We start from the raw sequence: 22928 nt of genomic DNA, 5'->3' as shown, positions 1-22928 counted from the left end.
ATAGTGGGTGGTGGGGGGAAACCGACGGCGCAGCACGACGGCGCGGCCGTCCCCCCACCCCTACTGGAGGACCGATGCGCGCTCCACGGTCGTCGGCCGCGCTCGCCGGCATCGCCCTGTCCGCCCTGCTCGGCACCGTGCTGACCGGGTGCGCCGACAACGCGTCCGGCCAGCTCATGGCCCGCAACGGCGACCGGCTCGTCGAGACCCTGTCGAACCCGCCGACCGGCACGTGCCACCGGTTCCCGCAGGGCGTGACCCACGTCGACAACCACATGCTGAGCAACATCGTCCTGTACACCACGGAGGACTGCACCGTGCCGGAGGGCGGGGGGAGCACCTACCTCTCGCAGCAGTCCTCGGACGCGGCAGTCCACTCCACCGGGCTGTGGCGCAGCTTCGGCTTCGCCGACGAGTGAAGACGAGTTAACGGACGCGTCGGCGTCGCTCACGCGTGCGCCAGGCCCTTGAGCCGGGTCACCGCATCCTGCAAGACCTCCGTGCGCTTGCAGAACGCGAACCGGACGAACGGCGCGCCCTCCTCGCGGTGGTCGTAGAAGACCGCGTTCGGGATGGCCACCACGCCCGCGCGCTCCGGCAGCGAGCGGCAGAAGGCGACGCCGTCGGTCTCGCCGAGCGGGCGGACGTCGGTGGTGACGAAGTACGTGCCGGACGGGACGTAGACCCCGAAGCCCGCCTCCGCCAGGCCCCCGGCCAGCAGGTCGCGCTTGGCCCGCATGTCGGCGCGGAAGTCCTCGAAGTAGGTCTCCGGCAGTGCCAGGGCCTCCGCGACCGCGTACTGGAACGGGCCCGACGCCACGTACGTCAGGTACTGCTTGGCCGAGCGCACCGCCGTGACCAGCGGCGCGGGCGCCGTCACCCAGCCGACCTTCCAGCCGGTGAACGAGAAGCTCTTGCCGGCGCTGCCCAGCGTCACCGTCCGCTCGCGCATCCCCGGCAGCGTGGCCAGCGGCACGTGCTCGGCGTCGTCGAACACCAGGTGCTCGTACACCTCGTCCGTCACCACCAGCAGATCGCGCTCGACGGCCAGTTCGGCGACGGCGGCCAGCTCCGCGCGGGTGAGGACCGTGCCCGTCGGGTTGTGCGGGGTGTTGAGCAGCAGCAGCCGGGTGCGGTCGGTGACCGCGTCGCGCAGCTCGTCCAGGTCCAGCCGGAAGCGGCCCTCGGAGGGGCGCAGGGTGACCGGCACGCGGCGCGCGCCGGCCATCGCGATGCAGGCCGCGTAGGAGTCGTAGTACGGCTCCAGCGCCACGACCTCGTCGCCCGGCTCCAGCAGCGCCAGCAGCGACGCCGCGATCGCCTCGGTGGCGCCCGCGGTGACCAGCACCTCGGTGTCGGGGTCGTACGCCAGCCCGTAGCGGCGCAGCTGGTGGTCCGCGACGGCGTGGCGCAGCTCGGGCACGCCGGGGCCCGGCGGGTACTGGTTGCCGCGGCCGTCGCGCAGGGCGCGCACCGCCGCCTCCCGGATCTCCTCGGGACCGTCCGTGTCGGGGAAGCCCTGCCCGAGGTTGATCGACCCCGTCCGCAGGGCCAGCGCCGACATCTCGGCGAAGATCGTGGTCCCGAACTCGGCGAGCCGGCGGTTGAGGAAGGGACGTGCGCTGGAGGTCATGGCGGCCATCCTGCGCCGAAGCTCTGGAGTTCCTCAAGTGTGCTTTGGCCGTTCGGGCGGCCGGGCATCCCCCGTGCACGCAAGCGGTCGGGGACCGCACGGGGCGCCCACGGGGGGCCGCTTCGGGGGAACGGAAGGAGGGCGGGGCCATGATCTTCGGCATCAGCCTGGTGGTGGTCGCGGTGGTGCTCGTCGTCGGGCTCACGGCGGTGGCGCGGCGCCCGTCGGCCGGGGTCCGGCGCCCGGCCGGCCGGCGCGGCTGGGGCAGCGGGGACGGCGGCAGCTGGTGGGCCGGCGGCGGTGACGGGGGGTCGTCCTGCGGCTCGGGCGGCCACCACGGGGGAGGGCACTCCTGCGGGGGCGGCCACTCCTGCGGCGGCGGGTCCTCGTGCGGCGGCGGTGGGTGCGGCGGGGGCAACTGACCCCGGCGGCAGGGCCGTCACGTCACCGGCGCGGGCCGGGCGTACGCCGGTGACGTGCGGCGCGCGGGGTGGGTGAACAGGTGAGCTGGGGAGCCCCCTGAGGGATGGAAACCACACGAAGTTGGGTAAAAACGCTGTGGCCGCACCGGCGTTCATGATTCCCTCCGGACTTACCCCTCTTGCGTGCTAGCGGAGCCGATCCATGCTCACGACCCTGAACACCTCCTACACCGACACGCGCGCGGCCGACCTCGCCTGGGCCCTGGGACGCGAGCCGCTCCCCGCGCTGGCCTCGCTCGACCTTGAACTCGCGGGCAGCCGCCTGCAGTTAAGGCTCCTCGGCGCCTCGCACCAGGTGCTCCTCGAGGAGGAACGGGGCCGCTGTTCGGAGACGGTCGCGTGCATCGCGGGCAGCAGCACGCCCCTCCCGCTGGGCGTGGCCAAGCGGGTGGGCGGCTGGGAGTACGAGTTCGCCGCGCGCGTCGAGGCGCTGCCGCCGGACTCCTTCGCGGGCCGTGCGCAGGAACTCCTGGCCCTCGTCTCCGACCACCCGCACGGCCTCGTCGGGGTGTTCCCCGGCAGTCCGCACGCCTTCACCGCCCTGCTGGCGCACCGTCAGGGCACCCACGTGCACTGGCGGACCTGGCACGCGTACCCCCAGGACGGGCAGGTGGTGGCGACCCGGACCCGGGTCGGCGTGCGCGTACCGGCGGCGCGACGCGCGCCGCGCGCGGCGCTCCGGAGTGACGGCGCGCGCGGTGGCGCGGAATAAACCCGAACACCCCACCCTTCTCCCGTTCCACACGTGTGGGTGACCGGGCGTGCCGGACCCGTGACGTAACGTCGCAGTCGTGATCGACCCGCACGCCCCCGCACCGCCCGGCGCCCCACCCCCCTGGCGTGCTCCCGCGCGGCTGCCCGTCCGGCCGGCGACGGGGCGGTTCCTGGTCCTCGCCTGCGTGTTCGTCTGCGCGGCCTGCGGGCTGGTCTACGAGCTCGAACTGGTCGCCCTCGCCTCGTACTTGATGGGCGACTCGGTCACCCAGGCGTCCGTCGTGCTGTCGGTCATGGTGTTCGCCATGGGCATCGGCTCGCTCGCCGCCAAGCGGCTGCGCCGGTTCGCGGCGGCCGGGTTCGCCGCCCTGGAGACGTCCCTCGCGCTGATCGGCGGCTCCAGTGCCATGGCGCTGTACGCGGTCTTCGCCTGGACGGGCGACTGGGGCGGCGTGTGGGCCGACGGACCGCGGCTGCTGCTGGTCGCCTTCTCCCTGGCCATCGGGCTGCTCATCGGCGCCGAGGTGCCACTGCTGATGGAGCTGATCCAGCGCATCCGCCGCCAGGACGCGGGCGGCGCGGTGGCCGACCTGTTCGCCGCGGACTACGTCGGCGCGCTGGTCGGCGGCCTCGCCTTCCCCTTCCTGCTGCTGCCCCTGCTGGGCCAGCTGACCAGCTCCCTGCTCACCGGCGCCGTCAACGTCGTCGCGGGCGGCGCGCTGGTCCTCGGCCTGTTCCGCCGCGACCTCACCCGCCGGGCCCGCCGCGTCCTGCTCGCCGCCACCCTCGGCACGCTCCTGCTGCTGGCCGCCGCGGCCGCCCTCGTCGACGACTTCGAGCAGGCCGCACGCCACGCGGTCTACGGCTCCGACGTCCGCGTGGCCGTGCGCAGCCCCGTCCAGGAGATCGTCCTCACCGGCGGCACCCGCGGCCGGCCCCTCGGCCTCTACCTCGACGGCCGCCTCCGCGTCGGCGCCGACGAACGCCGCTACCACGAGGCCCTGGTCCGCCCCGCCCTCGCCGGCCCCCACGCGCGTGTGCTCGTCCTCGGCGGCGGCGACGGGCTGGCCGCCCGCGAGGTGCTGGCCCGGCCCGGCGTGCGCCGCCTGGACCTCGTCGAGCTGGACCCCGAGGTGGTCCGCCTGGCCCGCACCGACCCCGGCCTCGCCCGCCTCAACGCGCACGCGTACGGCGACCCGCGCCTCCACGTCACCGTCGACGGCGCCTTCCACCGGCTGCGCGTCACCCCGCCCGGCCGTTACGACGTCGTCGTCGCCGACCTGCCCGACCCCGGCCTCACCGAGAGCACCAAGCTCTACTCCCAGGAGTTCTACGGCCTCGTCCGCCGCGCGCTCGCCCCGCACGGGCGGCTCGTCGTGCACGCCGGCCCGGCCGCCGGCCGCTCGCGCGCCTTCTGGACCGTGGAGGCGACGGTCCGCGCCGCCGGCCTGCACACCGCGCCCTACGTCGTCGACGGCCGCCGACCGGGCCCCGCGGCCGGTGCCGACCGGCCGTCCGGCGCCTCCGGGGCGCCCCGCGACTGGGGGTTCGTGCTGGCCTCCGCCGAGCGCGCGCCCGCCCTGCGGCTCCCCGCGGAGGGGCCCCGCCCGCGCACCCTCACCCAGGCCGGTCTGACGGCCGACGGGCGGTCCGCCGAACGGCTCCGGGTGACCGGACTGCGGGCGTCCACCCTGGTGCACCCCCGGTACTGAACCTCGGTCACGGCGGGTGCTTTTCCACGCCCGCTGGGTAGGCTCCAGCGACATGGAGCATGAGGTGTTCGTTCCGGTCCCGCCCGACCGGCTGAGGGCGTCCCTCGCCGACCCCGCGCAGGTGGCCCGTGCGGTTCCCGGGCTCCAGCGGGACGCGGGCGCCGAACAGCCCGTCGCCGGGCGGCTCAGGGTCCGCGTCGGCGGCCACACCATCACCTACCGGGGCGAGCTGCGCGTCTCCCCCGGCGACGACGACGCGTTCACCGTCGAGGGCGACGCGACCGAGGCCCGCGGCACGGGCACGGTCATCCTCGCGCTGACCCTCCGGGTCACGGAGGCCGACGGCGGCAGCACCCTCCACGTCCACGGCACGGCGACGGCCGACGGCCGCATCACCGAACTCGAGCCCGACACCGTGGACGCGACGACCCGCCGCCTGCTGACCCGCTTCGCGGAGAACCTGGGCGACGCGGGGGCCGGGGACCCGGCGGAGCCGGAAGCGTCCGGGACCCCCGGAGAGCCGGACGCCCCCGGAGGGCCGGGGGAGCCCGAAGCGTCCGACGAGCCCGAGCCCGAGCAGGGGAAGCGGGCGTCGGTCTTCGAGGCCGAGGTCCCGCCGCCCGCACTGGACCCGTCGGCCGAGGACGACTTCACCGACTCGCCCGAGCCGCCCGCCGAGGCCGCGCACGCCCGCCGCACGATGATCGGCCGCAGCGCGGAGGAGGTCGACCACGCCCCACCCCGCGGCCGCTACGCCCCCGTCCCGGCCCCCCAGACGGTCGTGCCCACGGAAACACTCCGCTGGGCGGCCCCCGCAGCGGCCCTGGCCCTGGCCTCGGCCATCGTGGTCACCAGAGCCCTACGCCGCCGCCGCTGAGCCCCGCAGCAGCGCGAGGAACCGCGCGCCCAGTCCCCTCAGGGGCGCGGGGAACTGCGCAAAGAACCACGACGCACCCGCACCCGACGACGGACCTCCAGCCACCCCCTCAGGGGCGCGGGGAACTGCGCGAAAACCCCAACGCACCCGCACTCCACCACACCCCCAGCCACCCCAACGGCGCGATGCCCCCTCACCCCCCGACGACCAGCCCAGTAGGGTCGTCCCGTGAGTGACGAAGACATCACGCTGACCGCGGGCGACGCGGAAGCGGTCGTACAGCCGGGCAACGGCGGACGCATCGGCTCCCTCCGCGTGGCCGGCACGGAACTGCTCCGCCAGGGCGACCGCTTCGGCTGCTTCCCGATGGTCCCGTGGTGCGGCCGCATCCGCGACGGCCGCTTCCGCGACGGCGCCACCGTCCACCAGATGCCGCTCAACGCCCCGCCGCACGCCATCCACGGCACCGTCCGCGACGGCGCCTGGCGCGTGGCCCGCCGCTCGCAGGACGAGGCGGTGCTCACGTACGACCTGGTCGACCCGTGGCCCTACCCCGGCCGCGTCACCCAGGTGGTCGCGCTGACCGAGGACGCCCTGACGCTGACGATGGCCGTCGAGACGTACGGCTCGTCGTTCCCGGCGCAGATCGGCTGGCACCCCTGGTTCCACCGCACCCTCGGCGGCGCGGACGTCACGCTCGACTTCACGCCCGCCTGGCAGGAGGAGCGCGGCGCGGACCACCTGCCCACCGGCAACCGCGTCGAGCCGAAGCCCGGCCCGTGGGACGACTGCTTCGGGATGCCCGACGGCGTCGACGTCACCCTCACCTGGCCGGGGCAGCTGGAGCTGAACGTGTCCAGCCGCGAGGAGTGGGTCGTCGTCTACGACGAGCAGGAGGCCGCCGTCTGCGTGGAGCCGCAGACCGGCCCGCCGGACGGGCTGAACACCCTCCCGCGCCTGGTCACACCCCTGGAGCCGCTGGAGGCCGCGACGACCTGGCGCTGGCGGCGCCTCTAAGCTGGTCGGCATGACGGACGTCGACGAAGCAACGCCGCGGGACCCGCGGGGCGCACTGCTCCAGCAGATCAAGGACAAGGCCGTGGTGCACGGCAAGGTGACCCTCTCCTCGGGTCTGGAGGCCGACTACTACGTCGACCTGCGCCGCGTCACCCTCGACGGCGAGGCCGCGCCGCTGGTCGGGCAGGTGCTGCTGGACCTGACGGCGGAGCTGGAGTTCGACGCCGTCGGCGGTCTGACCATGGGCGCCGACCCGGTCGCCGCGGCCATGCTGCACGCCGCCGCGGCGCGCGGGAGGCGGCTGGACGCCTTCGTCGTGCGCAAGGCGGCCAAGGCGCACGGGCTGCAGCGGCGCGTCGAGGGCCCGGACATCGAGGGCCGCCGGGTGCTGGTGGTGGAGGACACCTCCACCACGGGCGGCTCGCCCCTGACGGCCGTGGAGGCCGTGCGGGAGGCCGGTGCCGAGGTCGTCGCGGTCGCCACGATCGTGGACCGCGCGACCGGCGCCGACGCCAAGATCCGGGAGGGTGCCGGGGTGCCGTACCTCTTCGCCTTCTCGAAGGATGAACTGGGTCTGGACTGACGGGCGGCTTTGACCTGGACTTGTCGGGCGCGTGGACCATCTCCCCAGGTCTGGGAAGATGGGCTCGACGATGACGTCGAAGCGCAAGGTCTAGGTCAGGGCCGTAGCACGTAGAACGCCAACCCGCAGACTCAAGGAGCGGACGAATGCCCATCGCAACCCCCGAGGTCTACAACGAGATGCTCGACCGGGCGAAGGCAGGCAAGTTCGCCTACCCGGCCATCAACGTCACCTCGACCCAGACCCTGCACGCGGCCCTGCGCGGCTTCGCCGAGGCGGAGAGCGACGGCATCATCCAGATCTCCACGGGTGGCGCGGAGTTCCTCGGCGGCCAGTACAGCAAGGACATGGTGACGGGCGCCGTGGCCCTCGCCGAGTTCGCGCACATCGTCGCCGAGAAGTACCCGGTCACCGTGGCGCTGCACACCGACCACTGCCCGAAGGACAAGCTCGACGGCTACGTCCGCCCGCTGCTCGCGATCTCCGAGGAGCGCGTCAAGGCCGGCCGCAACCCGCTGTTCCAGTCGCACATGTGGGACGGCTCCGCCGAGACCCTGGCCGACAACCTGGCGATCGCCCAGGAGCTGCTGGCCCGCGCCGCCGCCGCGAAGATCGTCCTCGAGGTGGAGATCACCCCGACCGGTGGCGAGGAGGACGGCGTCTCCCACGAGATCAACGACTCGCTGTACACCACGGTCGACGACGCGATCCGCACCGCCGAGGCCCTGGGCCTGGGCGAGAAGGGCCGCTACCTGCTGGCCGCGTCCTTCGGCAACGTCCACGGCGTGTACAAGCCGGGCAACGTCGTGCTGCGTCCCGAGCTGCTCAAGGAGCTCGCCGAGGGCGTCGCCGCGAAGTTCGGCAAGCAGAACCCGTTCGACTTCGTCTTCCACGGCGGCTCCGGCTCCACCGAGCAGGAGATCGCGACCGCGCTGGAGAACGGCGTGGTCAAGATGAACATCGACACGGACACGCAGTACGCCTTCACGCGTCCGATCGCCGACCACATCCTCAAGAACTACGACGGCGTCCTCAAGGTCGACGGCGAGGTCGGCTCCAAGAAGACGTACGACCCGCGCACCTGGGGCAAGCTGGCCGAGGCGTCGATGGCCGCCCGGGTCCTCGAGGCCACGCAGCACCTGCGCTCCGCGGGCACGAAGATCAAGTAGCAGACGGCCGGCGGACCACTCCGTCGCGGTGGGCCCGGTGCTTCGGCACCGGGCTCGCTGTATACCTGGGGACATGTCCGACGTCCGGCTGGCCTCCCCGCAGGGCAGGTGGATCCTGCTGACCACCGTGCTCGGCTCCAGCATGGCCCTGCTGGACTCCACGGTCGTCAACGTCGCCCTGCCGCGCATCGGCCGCGACCTCGACGCCGACCTGGCGACCCTGCAGTGGACCGTGAACGCGTACATGGTGACCCTGGCCGGGCTGATCCTGCTCGGCGGTTCGCTCGGCGACCGGTACGGCCGGCGCAAGGTGTTCGTCATCGGGGTGGTGTGGTTCGCCGCCGCCTCGCTGCTGTGCGGGCTGGCGCCGAACGCGGGGGTGCTGGTGGCCGCCCGCGCGCTCCAGGGAGCCGGCGGCGCGCTGCTGACGCCGGGCTCGCTGGCCCTGATCCAGGCGTCCTTCCACCCGGACGACCGGGGCCGCGCCGTCGGCCTGTGGTCGGGCTTCGGGGGCATCGGGGCGGCCGTCGGGCCGTTCCTCGGCGGCTGGCTGGTGGACGGGCCCGGCTGGCGCTGGGTGTTCCTGCTGAACGTCCCGCTGGCGCTGCTGTGCGCCCCGATCGCGGTACGGCACGTCCCCGAGTCGGACGCCCGCTCCGGAGCGGGGGAAGGCGGGGCACTAGACGGGGGGCGCGCTCCGCACGGCCACTTCGACGTGCTCGGCGCCGCGCTGGGCGCCCTCGCGCTCGCGCTGGTGACGTACGCGCTGATCGAGGCGCCCGGCGGCTCGCCGTACGTCGCTCCCGTGGCGGTCGCCGGGGTGGCCGCGGGGGTCGCCTTCGTCGTGGTCGAGCGGCGCCGGCCCGACCCGATGATGCCGCCGGACATCTTCGCGTCCCGCCAGTTCACCGCGGTGAACCTGGTGACGCTGTGCGTGTACGCGGCGTTCGGCGGCTTCTTCTTCCTGGCGGCCGTGCATCTCCAGGTGGTGGCCGGCTACTCGGCGCTCGGCGCGGGCACCGCACTGCTGCCGACGACCGTCCTGATGCTGCTGCTGTCCGCCCGGTCCGGGGAGCTGGCCGAGCGCATCGGCCCGCGCCTGCCGCTCACCGTGGGCCCGCTGCTGTGCGCGGCCGGGATGCTGCTGATGCTGCGCGTCGGCGAGGACGCCCGCTACCTCACCGACGTGCTGCCCGCCGTGCTGGTGCTCGGGCTCGGCATGGTCAGCCTGGTCGCGCCCCTGACGGCGACGGTCCTGGCCTCGGTCGACGTGAGCCGGGCCGGCCTGGCCAGCGGCATCAACAACGCGGCGGCCCGCGCGGCCGGCCTGGTCGCGGTGGCCGCGCTGCCGCTGGTGACCGGGATGGGACCGGAGGCGTACCGGTCGGCGCCGGCCTTCGACCACGCCTTCCACCGGGCGATGGTGGTGTGCGCGGGGGTCCTCGTGGTGGGCGCGGGGCTGGCGTGGGCGACGGTGCGGCGGCCGGTGCCGGGGTGCCGGAAACCGGAGTGTCGGCGGCACGGGAGTGTGCTGGCTCCGCCGCTGGAGGGTGGGCGGCGGGGGTAGGGGGTTCCTGCTGTGCTTTGCCGGGTGCGGGTGGGTGCGTGGGGGTGGGCTCGGGTGTGTTGTCGGGTGGGGGTGGGTGGGGGCTGGTTGCGCAGTTCCCCGCGCCCCTGAGGGGGTGGCGGGTGGTTCGTCGTCGGGTGCGGGTGCGTCGTGGTTGGTCGCGCAGTTCCCCGCGCCCCTGACGGGGTGGCGGTGCGTTGTCGGGTGCGGGTGTGGTGGGGGATCGTCGCGCAGTTCCCCGCGCCCCTCAGGGGGCGGTGCCGGTGACAGACTGGGATGCATGACGATTCACGAGAACCTGCTCGGGGGGCCGCCCCCGACCCACCTCCCCGACGACCCCGAGCCCCGCGAGCTGCTCGCGAACGGCACGCCGGCCGCCGACGTCGCCGCGAAGTACCCGACGTCGTCACTCGCCTGGGCGCGCCTCGCCGACGAGGCGTTCGAGCGGGGCAGCGTCGTCGAGTCGTACGCCTACGCCCGTACGGGCTACCACCGCGGCCTGGACTCCCTGCGCCGCAGCGGCTGGAAGGGCCACGGCCCGGTCCCCTGGGAGCACGAGCCGAACCGCGGCTTCCTGCGCGCCCTGCACGCCCTCGCCCGCGCCGCGCAGGCGATCGGCGAGCAGGAGGAGTACGAGCGCTGCAGCCAGTTCCTCAAGGACTCCTCGCCGACCGCCGCCCAGACCCTGGGCTAGGCACGTCGTCGCTGGTCCCCGGCCCGCCTGTGCCACCAGGCGGGCCTTGCCTTTTCGTCGGACCATCGAAGAGGATTCCGGCGGGGACCGGGGCCCCCGTGTCGGTAACGGCAGGGGCGGACCGCTACCCGGAGTAACACAGGAGACAGCGATGTCCCACGAGGCTCACGAGGCCGAAGAGCCCGCGACTCCGCATCTCGACTTCCAGGGCACGACGCCGTACGAGGACTACGTCAAGGCCGACGTCCTCACCCACCTCCAGCACCTCCTCTCCGACGATCCCGGCGAGATGGTCTTCCTGGTCACCACCCAGGTGATGGAGCTGTGGTTCACCGTCGTGGTCCACGAGTGGGAGACCGCGGCCCGCGCCCTGCGCGAGGACGACGTCCCGACCGCGATCGCCGCCCTGAAGCGGTCCGTGCGGGAGCTGGAGGCGCTGAACGCCTCCTGGAAGCCGCTCGGGCAGCTCACCCCGGCGCAGTTCAACTCCTACCGCTCGGCCCTCGGCGACGGCTCGGGCTTCCAGTCGGCGATGTACCGCAGGATGGAGTTCCTGCTCGGCGACAAGTCCGCGTCGATGCTGGTCCCGCACCGCGGCGCGCCGCGCGTCCACGCCGAGCTGGAGAAGGCGCTGCACGAGCCGAGCCTGTACGACGAGGTCGTCCGGCTGCTGGCGCGGCGCGGGTACGACATCCCCGACGACGTGCTGCTGCGCGACGTGTCTCGGCGCTACGAGCCGTCGGACGCGGTCGAGGCGGCCTGGGCGGCCGTGTACGCGGGCGACCAGAACGGCGAACTGGCCCGCCTGGGCGAGGCGTTGACCGACGTCGGCGAACTGGTGTGGCGCTGGCGCAACGACCACCTGGTCGCCACCCGCCGCGCGATGGGCGCCAAGCAGGGCACCGGCGGCTCCGCCGGGGTGGCCTGGCTGGAGAAGCGGGCGCAGAAGAGCGTCTTCCCCGAGCTCTGGACGGCGAGGTCCCATGTCTGACCCCGACCTCGCCCGCCGCGCGGAGAAGCTGGACGGGTCCGACGAACTCGCCGCCAAGCGGAGTGAGTTCGAGCTGGACGACACGGTCTACCTGGACGGCAACTCGCTCGGCGCCCTGCCCGCCGCCGTCCCCGGCCGCATCGAGGACGTCGTCCGCCGGCAGTGGGGCCGGCTGCGCATCCGCTCCTGGGACGAAAGCGGCTGGTGGACCGCGCCCGAGCGGATCGGCGACCGCATCGCCCCGCTGGTCGGCGCCGCGCCCGGACAGATCGTGGTCGGCGACTCGACCAGCGTGAACGTCTTCAAGGCACTCGTGGCCGCCGTGCGGATGGCGGGCCCCGGCCGGGACGAGATCGTCGTCGACGCCTCCACCTTCCCCACCGACGGCTACATCGCCGAGTCGGCCGCCCGCCTGACCGGCAGCACGCTGCGTCCCGTCCCGCCCGCCGAGGTGCCGGGCGCGCTCGGCGCGCGCACCGCCGCGGTGCTGCTCAACCACGTCGACTACCGCACCGGACGGCTGCACGACCTGCCGTCCCTGACCGCCGCCGTCCACGCGGCGGGCGCGCTCGCCGTCTGGGACCTGTGCCACAGCGCGGGCGCCCTGCCGGTCGGGCTCGACGAGCACGGGGTCGACCTGGCGGTCGGCTGCACCTACAAGTACCTCAACGGCGGCCCGGGCGCACCGGCGTACCTGTACGTGCGCCGGGAGCTGCAGGACCGTTTCGACTCGCCGCTGCCCGGCTGGAACTCGCACGCCGACCCGTTCGGGATGAGCCCGGCCTACACGCCCGCGCCCGGTGCGCTGCGCGGACGCGTGGGCACGCCGGACATCCTCTCCCTGCTCGCCCTGGAGGCGGCACTGGAGGTCTGGGACGGCGTCCCGGTCGAGACGGTGCGGGCCAAGTCGCTGGCGCTGACGGACTTCTTCCTGGAGTGCGTGACCGCGTACGTCCCGCCCGGCGCGGTCGAGTGCGTGACCCCGCTCGCCCACGCGGAGCGCGGCAGCCAGGTGGCCCTGCGCTGCGCGGACGCCGGGAACGTCATGAAGCGGCTGATCGACCGCGGGGTGGTCGGCGACTTCCGCCACCCGGACATCCTGCGCTTCGGCTTCACCCCGCTGTACGTCGGGTTCGCGGACGTGGAGCGGGCGGCGCGGGTGTTGGGGGAGGTGCTGGGGGGCGCTGCGGGGTAGAGGCGGTGCCCGCACCGGGTAGGGGGCGGTGCCCGCAGGCGTGCGGGGGTGACGGTCCGTGCGGTGGCGGCACGCGCGCGTGCGGTGACCGTGCGTGCGGGTGCCGCGTCCCGGGACCGCTGCGGCCTCACCCTGCGTGACATCCGCGTGTCCGCGCACGTCACCGGCCTGGTACCGTCCCGGCCAACGGCCGCTCTCCCTGTCGGCCCGTCCTCGCCTGGACCGCCAAGTCCACGTGACCGCTGAGAGGTTGGAGCATGCCGGACGACGTCGCCGCAGCCCGGGCCGCCGCCGAGGAACGGTCGGCCTTCTCGCACCCGCCCGTCGATCCGGACGCCACCGCCCCCTACGGTGACCTGCCCGACCAGGTCATCGACTTCTACGCCCCGCGCGTGCAGGTCGGCCCCGGTGGCCCCGTGCCGCTGGTGGTCGTCCTGCACGGCGGGGCCTGGCGCGCCGCGCACGACAGGCGCCACGTCACCCCGTTCGCGGACTTCCTGGCCCGGCGCGGCTTCGCCGTGGCCAGCGTGGAGTACCGGCGGGGCGGCGACACCCCCGAGGGCACGGCGGGCACGGCGGGCACAGCGGGCACAGCGGGCACGGCGGGCGCGGTGGGCACGGCCCCGGCCGCGGGCCGCTGGCCCGAGACCTTCGACGACGTCGCCGCCGCCCTCGACGCCCTCCCCGCGCTCGTGCGGGAGGTGTTGCCGCAGGGCGACCCCCGCCGGACGGTCCTCGTCGGGCACTCGGCCGGCGGTCACCTGGCGCTGTGGGCGGCGGCCCGGCACCTCCTGCCCGCCGACGCCCCGTGGCGCACGGACCGCCCGGCGCCGCTGCGGGGCGTGGTCGCGCTGGCCCCTATCGCCGACCTCGCCGTCGCGGACAAGCTGGACGTGTGCGGGGGCGCCACGCGCCAACTGCTGGGCGCCGACGACCTCTTCGAGCAGCGGCGGCCGTACGCCGACCCGGCCCTGCTGCTGCCGACCGGCATCGCGACGACGCTCGTCCAGGGGCGCGCCGACCGCGTCGTTCCCCAGGCGGTCGCCGAGGCGTACGCGGACGCCGCGGCCAAGGCGGGCGAGGTCGTGGGGCTCACGCTGCTGGCGGACGTCGGCCACTTCCCGCTGGTCGACCCGGTGGCGGACGCGTGTGCGGTGGTGGCGGAGGAGATCGCCCAGCTGGCGTGGTGACGCGCGGCCTCTTCGCCGTTGGCCCGGGTGCGTGCCCCCTGTCGTACCCGTAGTACCTGAGAGCTACGTCGCGGAAGAGCTCTGCGGTGGGACGCGAACGACGTGCGCTGATCCGTAACTTCCCAGCCAGAGCGGTCCGATGGGCGGACCCGGCGGGCGGGGAGGTCGACGGGCATGGGCGCGGTGACGGGCGCGGGGAGGGGCGGGGCGACGGGTGCGGGGGCGACCCGGGAAGCGGGCCGGGGGACGGGTGCCGTCGGGGGCCGAAACCGGGACGGGGAGGTGCGCGGGGACGCGGCGCGGGACCGGCCCCGCCTGCGACCCCTGCGACCCTTGCGGCCCCTGCGGCCCTTGCGGGCGCTGTTCGCCGCCCTCGTGGTCGCCGCCCTGGTCGTCCCCCTGTCCGGCGCGGCCCGTCCCGGCATCCCCGCTCCCCGTCCGGCCACCCTCGCCCCGGTCACCGCGGCGACACTGACGCAGGCGTACGCCGCCAACCGGGCCAACGCGGCGCTGGCCTCCCGCATGGCCGCGGCCCACGGCGACGGTCACCGCGCGGCGGCGGAGCGCGCGTTGGCGGCCCCGGGCGGCGCCCTGCTGGCCTTCGACGGGCGCGGGCCCGGCCTGGTCACCGAGGTCTTCGGCGACCTGGCCCACGCCGACCGGGTGGCGGTGCTGGTCCCGGGCTCCGACACCTCGCTGGACACCTACGCCCGCCTGCGCACGGCCGCCGCGTCCCTGCACCACCGGCTCACCCGGACGGCGCCGCCCGGCACCGGTACGGCGGTGATCGCCTGGCTCGGCTACCGCACGCCGGGCACGGTCAGCACGGCGGTGACGACCACGGCCCGCGCCGACGAAGCGGCCCCGCGCCTGAGGGACCTGCTGCGCGAACTGCGGGGCGTCACGGGCCCCGGCGCCCGCCTGACGCTGGTGTGCCACTCCTACGGCTCGGTGGTGTGCGCCCGCACGGCGACCGGCGCGGACGTCGGCGACCTGGTCCTGCTCGGCAGTCCGGGCACGGGCGCGGACACCGCGGCCGGCCTGCACACCCGGGCGCGGGTGTGGGCGTCCCGGGGTGCCGACGACTGGGTGGCGCACGTCCCTCACGTCAGCGCGGACCTGTTCGGCACGACCGTCGGCTTCGGCACCGACCCGGTGTCCCCGTCCTTCGGTGCTGACGTCTTCGCCGCCGGACCGGGCGGCCACAGCGACTACTTCGCGCCGGGCTCCGCCTCCCTGGCCAACGTCGCCCGGATCGTCCTCGGCAGCACCACGGAGGTGACCCGTGCGTAGGACGACCCCAGGCACGAAGGCATCCGCGCTGCGGGCGCGGCTACGGCGGGCGGCCGTACGGATCGACGCGGCCACCCCGCCCGGCCGCGACCGCGCGGTGGACGCCCTGCGCGCCTGCGCGATCCTCGGCGTGGTCCTCGGCCACTGGCTGGTCACCGCCCTGGTCGCCGACGGCAGCACCCTGCGCGCCGCCAGCCCGCTGGGGCACCTGCCGTGGCTGGCCCCGGTCTCCTGGGTGTTCCAGACGCTCGCGGTGTTCTTCATGGTCGGCGGGCACGTGGCGACGAAGAGCCTGGCTTCGGCGCGCGCCCGGGGCACGTCGTACGGCGCGTGGCTGCGGGCGCGGCTGGCGCGGCTGTTCGGGCCGGTCGCCGCGGTGCTGGGGGTGTGGGCGGTGGTGGTGCTGGGGCTGCTGCTGACGGGCGCGTCCTTCGTCACCCTGCACACGGTGCTGAAGCTCGCGCTGTCACCCCTGTGGTTCCTGCTGGTCTTCGCGGTGCTGACGGCGGCGACCCCGCTGCTGACCCGGCTGAACCCGCTGTGGCCGCTGGCGGTCGTCCTGCACGTCGACCTGGTGCGCTTCGGCCTCGGGGGCCCCGACCGGCTCGGCTGGGTCAACCTGGCCGCGGGCTGGCTGGTGCCGTACACCCTGGGCGCGGCGTGGACCCGGGGCGAGCTGGAGCGTCCGCGTGCGGGCTGGGTGCTGCTGGCGGGCGGCGCGCTGGCGACGGCGCTGCTGGTTGCCTGCGCGGGCTATCCCGCGTCGATGGTCGGCGTGCCCGGTGCGGCGGTCTCCAACCTGAACCCGCCGACGCTGGCCGCGGTGACGTTCGGCCTGGCCCAGTGCGGGCTGGCGCTGCTGCTGCGGGAGCGGCTGCGGCGGGCGCTGCGCCGGCCCGTGCCGTGGGCGGCGGTCGCGCTGGTGAACCTGTCGGCGATGACGGTGTTCCTGTGGCACCAGACGGCCATGATGGCGACCACGGCCACCGCTCTGGCGGCCGGCCGCCTGCCCGGACTGCACACGGTGCCGGACGGGATGACCTGGGGGGCCGCCCGGCTGCTGTGGCTGCCGGTGTTCGCGCTGGCGCTGGCGGTGTGCTGGGCGGCGTTCCACGGGTTCGAGCGGGGGCGGTCCCGCCGGGCCCGTTCCGCGGGCGGGAGCCGCGTGGTGCGGGTGGGGCGGGCGTCGGACAGGTCCGCCGGGGAGGCGGTGCGCCGTGCATAGGGTGGAGGGGATGGACGGGGTGGACGGGGTGGAGAAGCGGCTGACCCGTGGACTGCGGGTGCTGCGCGAGGACTTGTGGACGCTCCGGGCGGCGCCGCTGCCGCCGTCGGTGTGGCTGCGCTGGCTGCCGCACGGCCTGGTCTGCCTGGTGGCGTTCGGGGTGGCGGTCGCCGACACGGACCAGTTCGTGGAGCGGTACGGCCTCGGCCCGCAGTTCGGGCTGCTGTGCGCGACCGCGCAGGGCGTCGCGGTGGCCCTCGCGCTGTGGCGGCCGGTGCCGGCCTGGTGGCTGTCGACGGTGGTGACCGTGGTGGTGGCGCTGGGCGCCCGGCAGAACATGCTCGGGCCGGCGGGCATCGAACCCCCCTGGCCATGGGGGCCGCCGGGCCTGGTCGCACAGTGCCTGGTGCTGTTCCTGCTGGCGTTGCGCCTGCCCACCCGGGTGTCCGCCGAGGTCCTGGCGGTGACCGCGCTGGTCACGTACGGGCTGGAGGGTGTCCTGGGCGGCGCCTCCTACACGCCGACCGGCGCCCTCGGGGTGGCGCTGTTCGCCGGTGTCACCGTCCTCGGCACCGCCCTGCGCGGCCGCCGCGTGGCCCGCCACCAGCTCGTCGAGCAGGCCGGCATCACCGCCGAGGAGCGCGCCCGGCGCACCCTGCTGGAGGAGCGCAACCGCATCGCGCGTGAGCTGCACGACGTGGTCGCGCACCACATGTCGGTCATCTCCATCCAGGCCCAGGTCGCCCCCCACCTGGTGGAGAACCCGCCGCGGGAACTCCGGGAGAACCTCGACGGCATCCGGCAGAACGCCTTGGAGGCACTGGCCGAACTGCGCCGGGTGCTGGGTGTGTTGCGCTCGGAGAACCCCGACGACCCGTACGGGCTCGGCGCCGGCGGCGGCGCCGCGGCCGACGCCCCGCAGCCCACCCTCGACCGGCTGGACGCGCTGATCGAGAACACCCGGGCCGCCGGCCTGGACGTCGTCAGCGAGGTCAGGGGGCCGGCGCCGGTGTACCCGCCGGGCGTGCAGCTGTCGGCGTACCGGATCGTGCAGGAGGCGCTGAGCAACGCGATGCGGCACGCGCCGGGCGCCCGGGTGCGCGTGGAGCTCACGCACCGCCCGGACGGCCTGTGCCTGGAGATAACGAACTCCCGTCCGCCCCGGCCCGCCGGGCGGCCCAGCAGTGGCGAAGCCGGTGGGGGACTCGGCGCGGGACCCGGCGTGGGGCACGGCCTGCTCGGCATGCGCGAGCGGGCGGCGATGCTCGGCGGCCGGGTCACCGCGCACCCCACGCTGCACGGCGGCTTCTGCGTGCTCGCCTTCCTGCCGCGCGACGGCACCGCCCGGCCCACCGGACCGGAGGAGGACGCCGGACCGCCGGACGGCATGGAACTGTTCTTCCCGGACCCGCCCCCGACAGGAGACGAGACCCCATGACCACCGGCCCGACCACCGACCCCGCCCAGGGCCCCGCCACCGATCCCGCCCGAGGTGCCGCCGGCGGTCCCACCGGCGCTCCCGCCCAAGGCCCCACCGCCGGAACCATCCGTGTGCTGATCGCCGACGACCAGCAGATGGTCCGGCAGGGCTTCACCGTGCTGCTCAACGCCTACCCCGACATCGACGTGATCGGCCAGGCGGTGCACGGCCTGGACGCGGTCGAGCGGGTCGCCGCCCTGCTCCCGGACGTCGTGCTGATGGACATCCGGATGCCCGAGCTCGGCGGCATCGAGGCGACCCGGCGCATCAAGGCGGCCACACCGGACATCAAGGTCCTGGTGCTGACCACCTTCGACCTGGACGAGCACGTGTACGACGCGCTGGGCGCCGGGGCGTCCGGGTTCCTGCTGAAGGACGCCTCCGCCGACCAGCTCGCCGAGGCGGTCCGGGTGATCGCGGCCGGGGACGCGCTGCTCGCGCCGGGGATCACCCGCAAGCTGATCACCGAGTTCTCCCGGCTGAACGGCACGCCCCGCCCGCCGCTGAAGGAACGCGTCGGCGACCTCACCGAGCGCGAGACGGAGGTGCTGACGCTGATCGCGCAGGGCCTGTCGAACGCGGAGATCGCCCGGCACCTGGTCGTGGCCGAGCAGACGGTGAAGACCCACGTGGGCCGCATCCTGGTCAAGCTGGGCCTGCGGGACCGCACCCAGGCGGCGGTGTTCGCGTACGAGTCGGGACTGGTGCGCCCGTCGGGGAACTGAGCCCCCCAGGGCGCCGCCGCAGGACCCGTAGTACCTGAGACGGATGCCGCAGGACCCCTCTCACTGGTGACGCCGGGGACCTCCCGCCGCCTCTACGTTGGGGAGCGTGACCGAGACGACCCACACCCAGACGGCCCCGCCCGCGGCGGGCGGCCGACCGCGCAGCCCGGAGTACCGGCTCGCGGCGGGCGCCCTGCGGGGCCTGCGCCAGGACCTGTTCCACGACGCGTTCGCCTACCGCCCGCTGCCCGCGATGAGCGTGGACGGCCCGATCACCGGCCGCCTCACGCCCCGCCTGCGGCAGCGCGCCCTGTGGACGCCGCACTGGCTGGTGGCGGGCGTGGCCGTGTTCGCCCTGCTGGTGGGGTGGGCCTCGACCGGCGGGGGTGTGGGCTCGACGCTCGCCGGCGTGCTGGTCGCCGTGCCGGTGCTGCTCACCCTGATCCGCCCGGTCGGCGCCTTCTGGCTGTCCTTCGTGGTGACCACGGTCGTGACCGTGCTCAGCGGCTCCCTGCTGGACTGGCCGTGGCTGCCGGGCTCGGGCGTGTCCCACGTGGCGGTGCTGACGATCGTCGCGATACGCACCCGCCCGCGCACGGCGGCCTGGATGTGGGCGCTCACGGGGGCCTACGGCTTCGTCGCGGAGTTCCTGTTCGGCGGCGGCGACGACTACGGCTCCAACACCGCGCCGATGCTGGTCGTCTCCGCGATCGCCCTGCTGGCGGTCACCGTCTGGCACATCCGGCGCGACGCCCGGCAGGAGGTGACCGCCCAGCGCACCGCGACCGCGCACGAGCGGTCCCGCCGGACCCTGCTGGAGGAGCGCACCACGATCGCCCGCGAGCTGCACGACGTGGTCGCCCACCACATGTCGGTGGTCGCCATCCAGGCGGAGGCCGCGCCCTACCGGGTGGAGAACCCGCCGGAGGAGCTGGAGAAGGCGTTCGCCACCATCCGGGAGAACGCGGTGGCGGCCCTGACCGAGCTGCGCCGGGTGCTGGGCGTGGTCCGCGCCGAGGACTACGAGGCGCCGGACGCCCCCCAGCCCACGCTCGCCGACCTGGACGCCCTGCTGGCCAACGTGCGGGAGGCGGGCCTCGACGTCAGCAAGACGGTGACCGGGGCGGTGCGGGAGCTGCCGCAGGGGGTGGAGCTGTCGGCGTACCGGATCGTGCAGGAGGCGCTGAGCAACGCCCTGCGGCACGCGCCGGGCGCGGGCGCCCGGGTGGAGGTGGCCTACGTCCTCGGCGGACTGGGCCTGCGCGTCGTCAACTCCGCGCCCCCCGCGCCGGATCAGGTGCGGCCCTCGCCGGGGGCCGGGCACGGGATCACGGGGATGCGGGAGCGGGTGTCGATGCTGGACGGCGAGATGACGGCCGGTCCGACGCAGGCCGGGGGCTACGAGGTGACGGTGTTCCTGCCGGCGCGGTCCACGGGCGAGGAGGAGGCGTGACGATCCGGGTGCTGGTCGCGGACGACCAGATGATGGTCCGCGAGGGCTTCTCGGTCCTGCTCAACGCGATGCCGGACATCGAGGTCGTCGGCGAGGCGGTGAACGGGCGGGAGGCGGTGCGGCGGGTCCGGGAGCTGGCCCCCGACGTGGTGCTGATGGACATCCGCATGCCCGAGCTGAACGGCATCGAGGCGACCCGGGAGATCGTGGCCTCGGACACCACGGCGAAGGTGCTGGTGCTGACCACGTTCGACCTGGACGAGTACGTCTACCAGGCGCTGCGTGCCGGGGCGTCCGGGTTCCTGCTGAAGGACGCCTCGGCGCGGCAGCTGGCCGACGGGGTGCGGGTGGTGGCGGCGGGAGAGGCCTTGCTGGCGCCCTCGGTCACCAAGCGGCTGATCACCGAGTTCTCCAAGCTCGGGGACACCCCCCGTCTGCCCCCGGCGGCGCAGGCCGCCTACGGCGACCTCACCGAGCGGGAGACGGAGGTGCTGATCCTCATCGCCCAGGGCCTGTCCAACGCGGAGATGGCGGAGCGGCTGGTGGTGGCCGAGTCGACGATCAAGACCCACGTCAGCCGGATCCTCGTGAAGCTGGGGCTGCGGGACCGTACCCAGGCGGCGGTGTTCGCGTACGAGGCGCGGCTGGTGACGCCGGGGTAGCCGGGCGGGACAGCGCAGGTCGGGATGAGGGAACCCCCTGGTCAGTGGGGGGCCGGGCGGGTAGCGTCCCCGCATGGTTGCCTTCGATCCGTGGGACCCGGCGTTCGTGGCCGACCCGTACCCCGCCTATGCCGAGCTGCGTGCCCAGGGGAGGGTGCGGTACTTCGAGGCCACCGACCAGTGGCTCGTGCCGCACCACGCCGACGTGTCGGCGCTGCTGCGGGACCGGCGGCTGGGGCGGACGTACCTGCACCGGTACGCGCACGAGGAGTTCGGGCGGACGGCGCCGCCGCCGGAGCACGAGCCGTTCCACACGCTCAACGACCACGGGATGCTGGACCTGGAGCCCCCGGACCACACCCGGATCAGGCGGCTGGTGTCGAAGGCGTTCACGCCGCGGACCGTGGAGCGGCTGCGGCCCTACGTGGAGCGGCTGGCCGGGGAGCTGGTGGAGGGGCTGCGCGAGCGGGGCGGCGGGGACCTGCTCACCGACGTCGCCGAGCCGCTGCCCGTCGCCGTGATCGCGGAGATGCTGGGCGTCCCGGAGGGGGACCGGCACCTGCTGCGGCCGTGGTCGGCCGCGATCTGCGGGATGTACGAGCTGAACCCGTCCGAGGAGACGGCGGAGCGGGCCGTGCGGGCGTCGGTGGAGTTCTCGGACTACCTGCGCGGGCTCATCGCCGCGCGGCGCGCGGAGCCGGGGGAGGACCTGATCTCCGGGCTCATCGCCGCCCACGACGAGGACGACCGGCTCACCGAGCAGGAGATGATCTCGACGGCCGTGCTGCTGCTCAACGCCGGTCACGAGGCGACCGTCAACGCCACGGTCAACGGCTGGTACGCGCTGTTCCGCCACCCCGGCCAGCTGGCCGCGCTGCGTGCCGACCACGCGCTGGTGCCGTCGGCGGTCGAGGAGCTGATGCGGTACGACACCCCGTTGCAGCTGTTCGAGCGCTGGGTGCTGGAGGACATCGAGATCGACGGCACGACCGTCCCGAAGGGCGCCGAGGTGGCCCTGCTGTTCGGGTCCGCCAACCACGACCCGGCCGTCTTCACCGACCCGGAGCGCCTGGACCTGACCCGCGCGGACAACCCGCACATCTCCTTCAGCGCCGGCATCCACTACTGCATCGGCGCCCCCCTGGCCCGCATCGAACTGGCCGCCTCCATGACCGCCCTGCTCACGAAGACCCCCACCCTCACCCTCGCGGCGAACCCCGCCCGCAAGCCGAACTTCGTGATCCGCGGCCTGGAGGGCCTGCCCGTCGAGCTCCGCTGACCGGCACCCGCCGGCGACCCCACCCCCGGCATAGGGCCCCGGCCCCTTCGACCCGCCCTCACCCCTCCGGCAGCACCAACCCCAACGCCCCCTCCCACACCGTCCACGTGCGGCGGCGGACCGGGCCCGCCTCGGTCGCGTCCGCGCGGTAGCGGAAGTCCGGGCCGGAGACCGTGACCCGGTGGCCCCGGGCCAGCAGCGGGGACGCCTCCGCGCCGACCGACAGGGGCCGGACCTCGACGTGGGCGAGGCCGGCGGCGCCCGGGGTCACCGAGACCGCCTCCAGGGGCAGGCCGAGGTCGACCAGGGTCTCGTCGTCGACCTCGACGCGCAGCCGGGGCGGGGCCGGTGCCGGCGCCGGGGCGACCCGCTGGGGGCGGGCCGGGACCAGGGTGCGGACCAGGGACTGGCAGGTGCGCAGCCAGGGGTGGGACCCGGCGGGCTCACCGGGGCCGTAGGCGGGCGTCAGCGGTACGGACGGTATGCGCAGGGCGCCCAGGACCACCCCGTCGCTGTCGTCGACCAGGACGTCCAGCCGGCGCTCCCTGCCCTCCAGGACCGCCCGGGCCGCGGCGACCGTGCCCGCGGGGACGCCCAGGGAGCGGGCCACGGACAGGCAGGGCCCGACCGGGACGACCGACAGGGCGCACCCGGACAGCTCGCGGCGCCGGTGCAGCAGCGACACCGCGCGCACCAGGGAGCGGTCGTCGCCGATCACCACCGGGCGGCGCGAGCCGCGCCGGGTGAGGGCGCGGGTGAACTCCTCGGCGTCCTCGGGCAGGCACACTTTGGTGGCCGCACCCGCGCTGAGCACGTCTTTCGCGATGCGGACGGACTCTCCGTCGGTCCGCCGGGCGACCGGATCGACGACCACCAGCAACTGTTCGGACATCGCGGAAGTCGCCACCTCGGTCCTGCCTCGCTTCCTCGGGTAGCATCTTTGTGCAAGAGCCCCTTGCGCTATTGCGCCAGGGGCTTCGTCTATTC

The 22928-nt window shown here is 74.8% G+C and carries 22 protein-coding genes; 20 read left to right on the top strand and 2 right to left on the bottom strand.

What is annotated here, in order from left to right:
* Positions 1 to 74: 74 nt before the first annotated feature.
* On the top strand, positions 75 to 419 hold the full coding sequence (locus AQJ30_RS32355; protein ID WP_067240993.1) for a hypothetical protein: 345 nt from the start codon (positions 75 to 77) through the stop codon (positions 417 to 419).
* A 29-nt stretch (positions 420 to 448) separates the two neighbouring features.
* On the opposite strand, the gene AQJ30_RS32350 is transcribed toward AQJ30_RS32355, so the two are convergent.
* Positions 449 to 1642, bottom strand: a complete 1194-nt coding sequence (locus AQJ30_RS32350) for a pyridoxal phosphate-dependent aminotransferase (RefSeq protein WP_067240991.1) — start codon at positions 1640 to 1642, stop codon at positions 449 to 451.
* A 140-nt stretch (positions 1643 to 1782) separates the two neighbouring features.
* Between AQJ30_RS32350 and AQJ30_RS32345 the strand changes: the two genes are divergently transcribed.
* The 19 genes from AQJ30_RS32345 (at position 1783) to AQJ30_RS32255 (ending at position 21941) form a co-directional block, all read left to right on the top strand.
* Complete coding sequence (locus tag AQJ30_RS32345) at positions 1783 to 2055, top strand: hypothetical protein (RefSeq protein ID WP_067240989.1); 273 nt, start codon at positions 1783 to 1785, stop codon at positions 2053 to 2055.
* A 202-nt stretch (positions 2056 to 2257) separates the two neighbouring features.
* The gene (locus AQJ30_RS32340) at positions 2258 to 2827 is read left to right on the top strand and encodes a DUF2617 family protein (protein ID WP_067240987.1); all 570 of its coding nucleotides are present in this window, start codon (positions 2258 to 2260) and stop codon (positions 2825 to 2827) included.
* A gap of 79 nt (positions 2828 to 2906) precedes the next feature.
* Entirely contained in the window at positions 2907 to 4541 is a 1635-nt protein-coding gene (locus AQJ30_RS32335; protein ID WP_067240986.1) for a polyamine aminopropyltransferase, read from the top strand.
* A gap of 52 nt (positions 4542 to 4593) precedes the next feature.
* Positions 4594 to 5418 carry an SRPBCC family protein gene (locus AQJ30_RS32330; RefSeq protein WP_079084442.1) on the top strand — a complete coding sequence of 275 codons (825 nt, stop codon included), beginning with the start codon at positions 4594 to 4596 and terminating at the stop codon, positions 5416 to 5418.
* A 228-nt stretch (positions 5419 to 5646) separates the two neighbouring features.
* On the top strand, positions 5647 to 6435 hold the full coding sequence (locus AQJ30_RS32325; protein WP_067240982.1) for an aldose epimerase family protein: 789 nt from the start codon (positions 5647 to 5649) through the stop codon (positions 6433 to 6435).
* A 10-nt stretch (positions 6436 to 6445) separates the two neighbouring features.
* Positions 6446 to 7018 (top strand): orotate phosphoribosyltransferase, encoded by a 573-nt coding sequence (pyrE, locus tag AQJ30_RS32320; RefSeq protein WP_067240981.1) that lies wholly within the window; start codon positions 6446 to 6448, stop codon positions 7016 to 7018.
* Between the two features lie 146 nt (positions 7019 to 7164).
* Positions 7165 to 8187 (top strand): class II fructose-bisphosphate aldolase, encoded by a 1023-nt coding sequence (fbaA, locus tag AQJ30_RS32315; RefSeq protein ID WP_067240979.1) that lies wholly within the window; start codon positions 7165 to 7167, stop codon positions 8185 to 8187.
* Positions 8188 to 8260: 73 nt separating this feature from the next.
* Positions 8261 to 9754 carry an MFS transporter gene (locus AQJ30_RS32310; RefSeq protein WP_067240977.1) on the top strand — a complete coding sequence of 498 codons (1494 nt, stop codon included), beginning with the start codon at positions 8261 to 8263 and terminating at the stop codon, positions 9752 to 9754.
* A 280-nt stretch (positions 9755 to 10034) separates the two neighbouring features.
* Positions 10035 to 10448: a DUF3151 domain-containing protein gene (locus AQJ30_RS32305; protein ID WP_067240975.1), complete on the top strand. Its 414-nt coding sequence runs from the start codon at positions 10035 to 10037 to the stop codon at positions 10446 to 10448.
* Between the two features lie 151 nt (positions 10449 to 10599).
* On the top strand, positions 10600 to 11439 hold the full coding sequence (locus AQJ30_RS32300; protein ID WP_067240973.1) for a tryptophan 2,3-dioxygenase family protein: 840 nt from the start codon (positions 10600 to 10602) through the stop codon (positions 11437 to 11439).
* Complete coding sequence (gene kynU, locus AQJ30_RS32295; RefSeq protein WP_067240971.1) at positions 11432 to 12634, top strand: kynureninase; 1203 nt, start codon at positions 11432 to 11434, stop codon at positions 12632 to 12634. The genes AQJ30_RS32300 and kynU overlap by 8 nt, the downstream gene beginning before the upstream one ends.
* A gap of 257 nt (positions 12635 to 12891) precedes the next feature.
* Positions 12892 to 13824, top strand: coding sequence for an alpha/beta hydrolase (locus AQJ30_RS32290; protein WP_067240969.1), 933 nt, complete (start codon positions 12892 to 12894; stop codon positions 13822 to 13824).
* A gap of 333 nt (positions 13825 to 14157) precedes the next feature.
* The gene (locus tag AQJ30_RS32285) at positions 14158 to 15117 is read left to right on the top strand and encodes an alpha/beta hydrolase (protein ID WP_245727224.1); all 960 of its coding nucleotides are present in this window, start codon (positions 14158 to 14160) and stop codon (positions 15115 to 15117) included.
* Entirely contained in the window at positions 15110 to 16342 is a 1233-nt protein-coding gene (locus tag AQJ30_RS32280) for an acyltransferase family protein (RefSeq protein WP_067240967.1), read from the top strand. The genes AQJ30_RS32285 and AQJ30_RS32280 overlap by 8 nt, the downstream gene beginning before the upstream one ends.
* Positions 16343 to 16352: 10 nt before the next feature.
* Positions 16353 to 17780: a sensor histidine kinase gene (locus AQJ30_RS32275; RefSeq protein ID WP_079084448.1), complete on the top strand. Its 1428-nt coding sequence runs from the start codon at positions 16353 to 16355 to the stop codon at positions 17778 to 17780.
* The gene (locus tag AQJ30_RS32270; protein ID WP_079084440.1) at positions 17777 to 18547 is read left to right on the top strand and encodes a response regulator; all 771 of its coding nucleotides are present in this window, start codon (positions 17777 to 17779) and stop codon (positions 18545 to 18547) included. The genes AQJ30_RS32275 and AQJ30_RS32270 overlap by 4 nt, the downstream gene beginning before the upstream one ends.
* Positions 18548 to 18653: 106 nt before the next feature.
* Complete coding sequence (locus AQJ30_RS32265; RefSeq protein WP_067240965.1) at positions 18654 to 20000, top strand: sensor histidine kinase; 1347 nt, start codon at positions 18654 to 18656, stop codon at positions 19998 to 20000.
* A complete protein-coding gene (locus tag AQJ30_RS32260) occupies positions 19997 to 20662 on the top strand; it encodes a response regulator (protein ID WP_067240963.1) in 666 nt (221 codons plus the stop codon). Before AQJ30_RS32265 ends, AQJ30_RS32260 begins: the two co-directional genes overlap by 4 nt.
* Before the next feature lie 73 nt (positions 20663 to 20735).
* The gene (locus AQJ30_RS32255) at positions 20736 to 21941 is read left to right on the top strand and encodes a cytochrome P450 (protein WP_067240961.1); all 1206 of its coding nucleotides are present in this window, start codon (positions 20736 to 20738) and stop codon (positions 21939 to 21941) included.
* Between the two features lie 58 nt (positions 21942 to 21999).
* On the opposite strand, the gene AQJ30_RS32250 is transcribed toward AQJ30_RS32255, so the two are convergent.
* On the bottom strand, positions 22000 to 22833 hold the full coding sequence (locus AQJ30_RS32250) for a diacylglycerol kinase family protein (RefSeq protein ID WP_067240959.1): 834 nt from the start codon (positions 22831 to 22833) through the stop codon (positions 22000 to 22002).
* Positions 22834 to 22928: the final 95 nt, after the last annotated feature.

The organism is Streptomyces longwoodensis (assembly GCF_001514125.1).
GTDB lineage: Bacteria > Actinomycetota > Actinomycetes > Streptomycetales > Streptomycetaceae > Streptomyces > Streptomyces longwoodensis.
The sequence above is the reverse complement of the archived record's forward strand: the minus strand, read 5'-3'. Positions and strand labels throughout refer to the sequence as shown.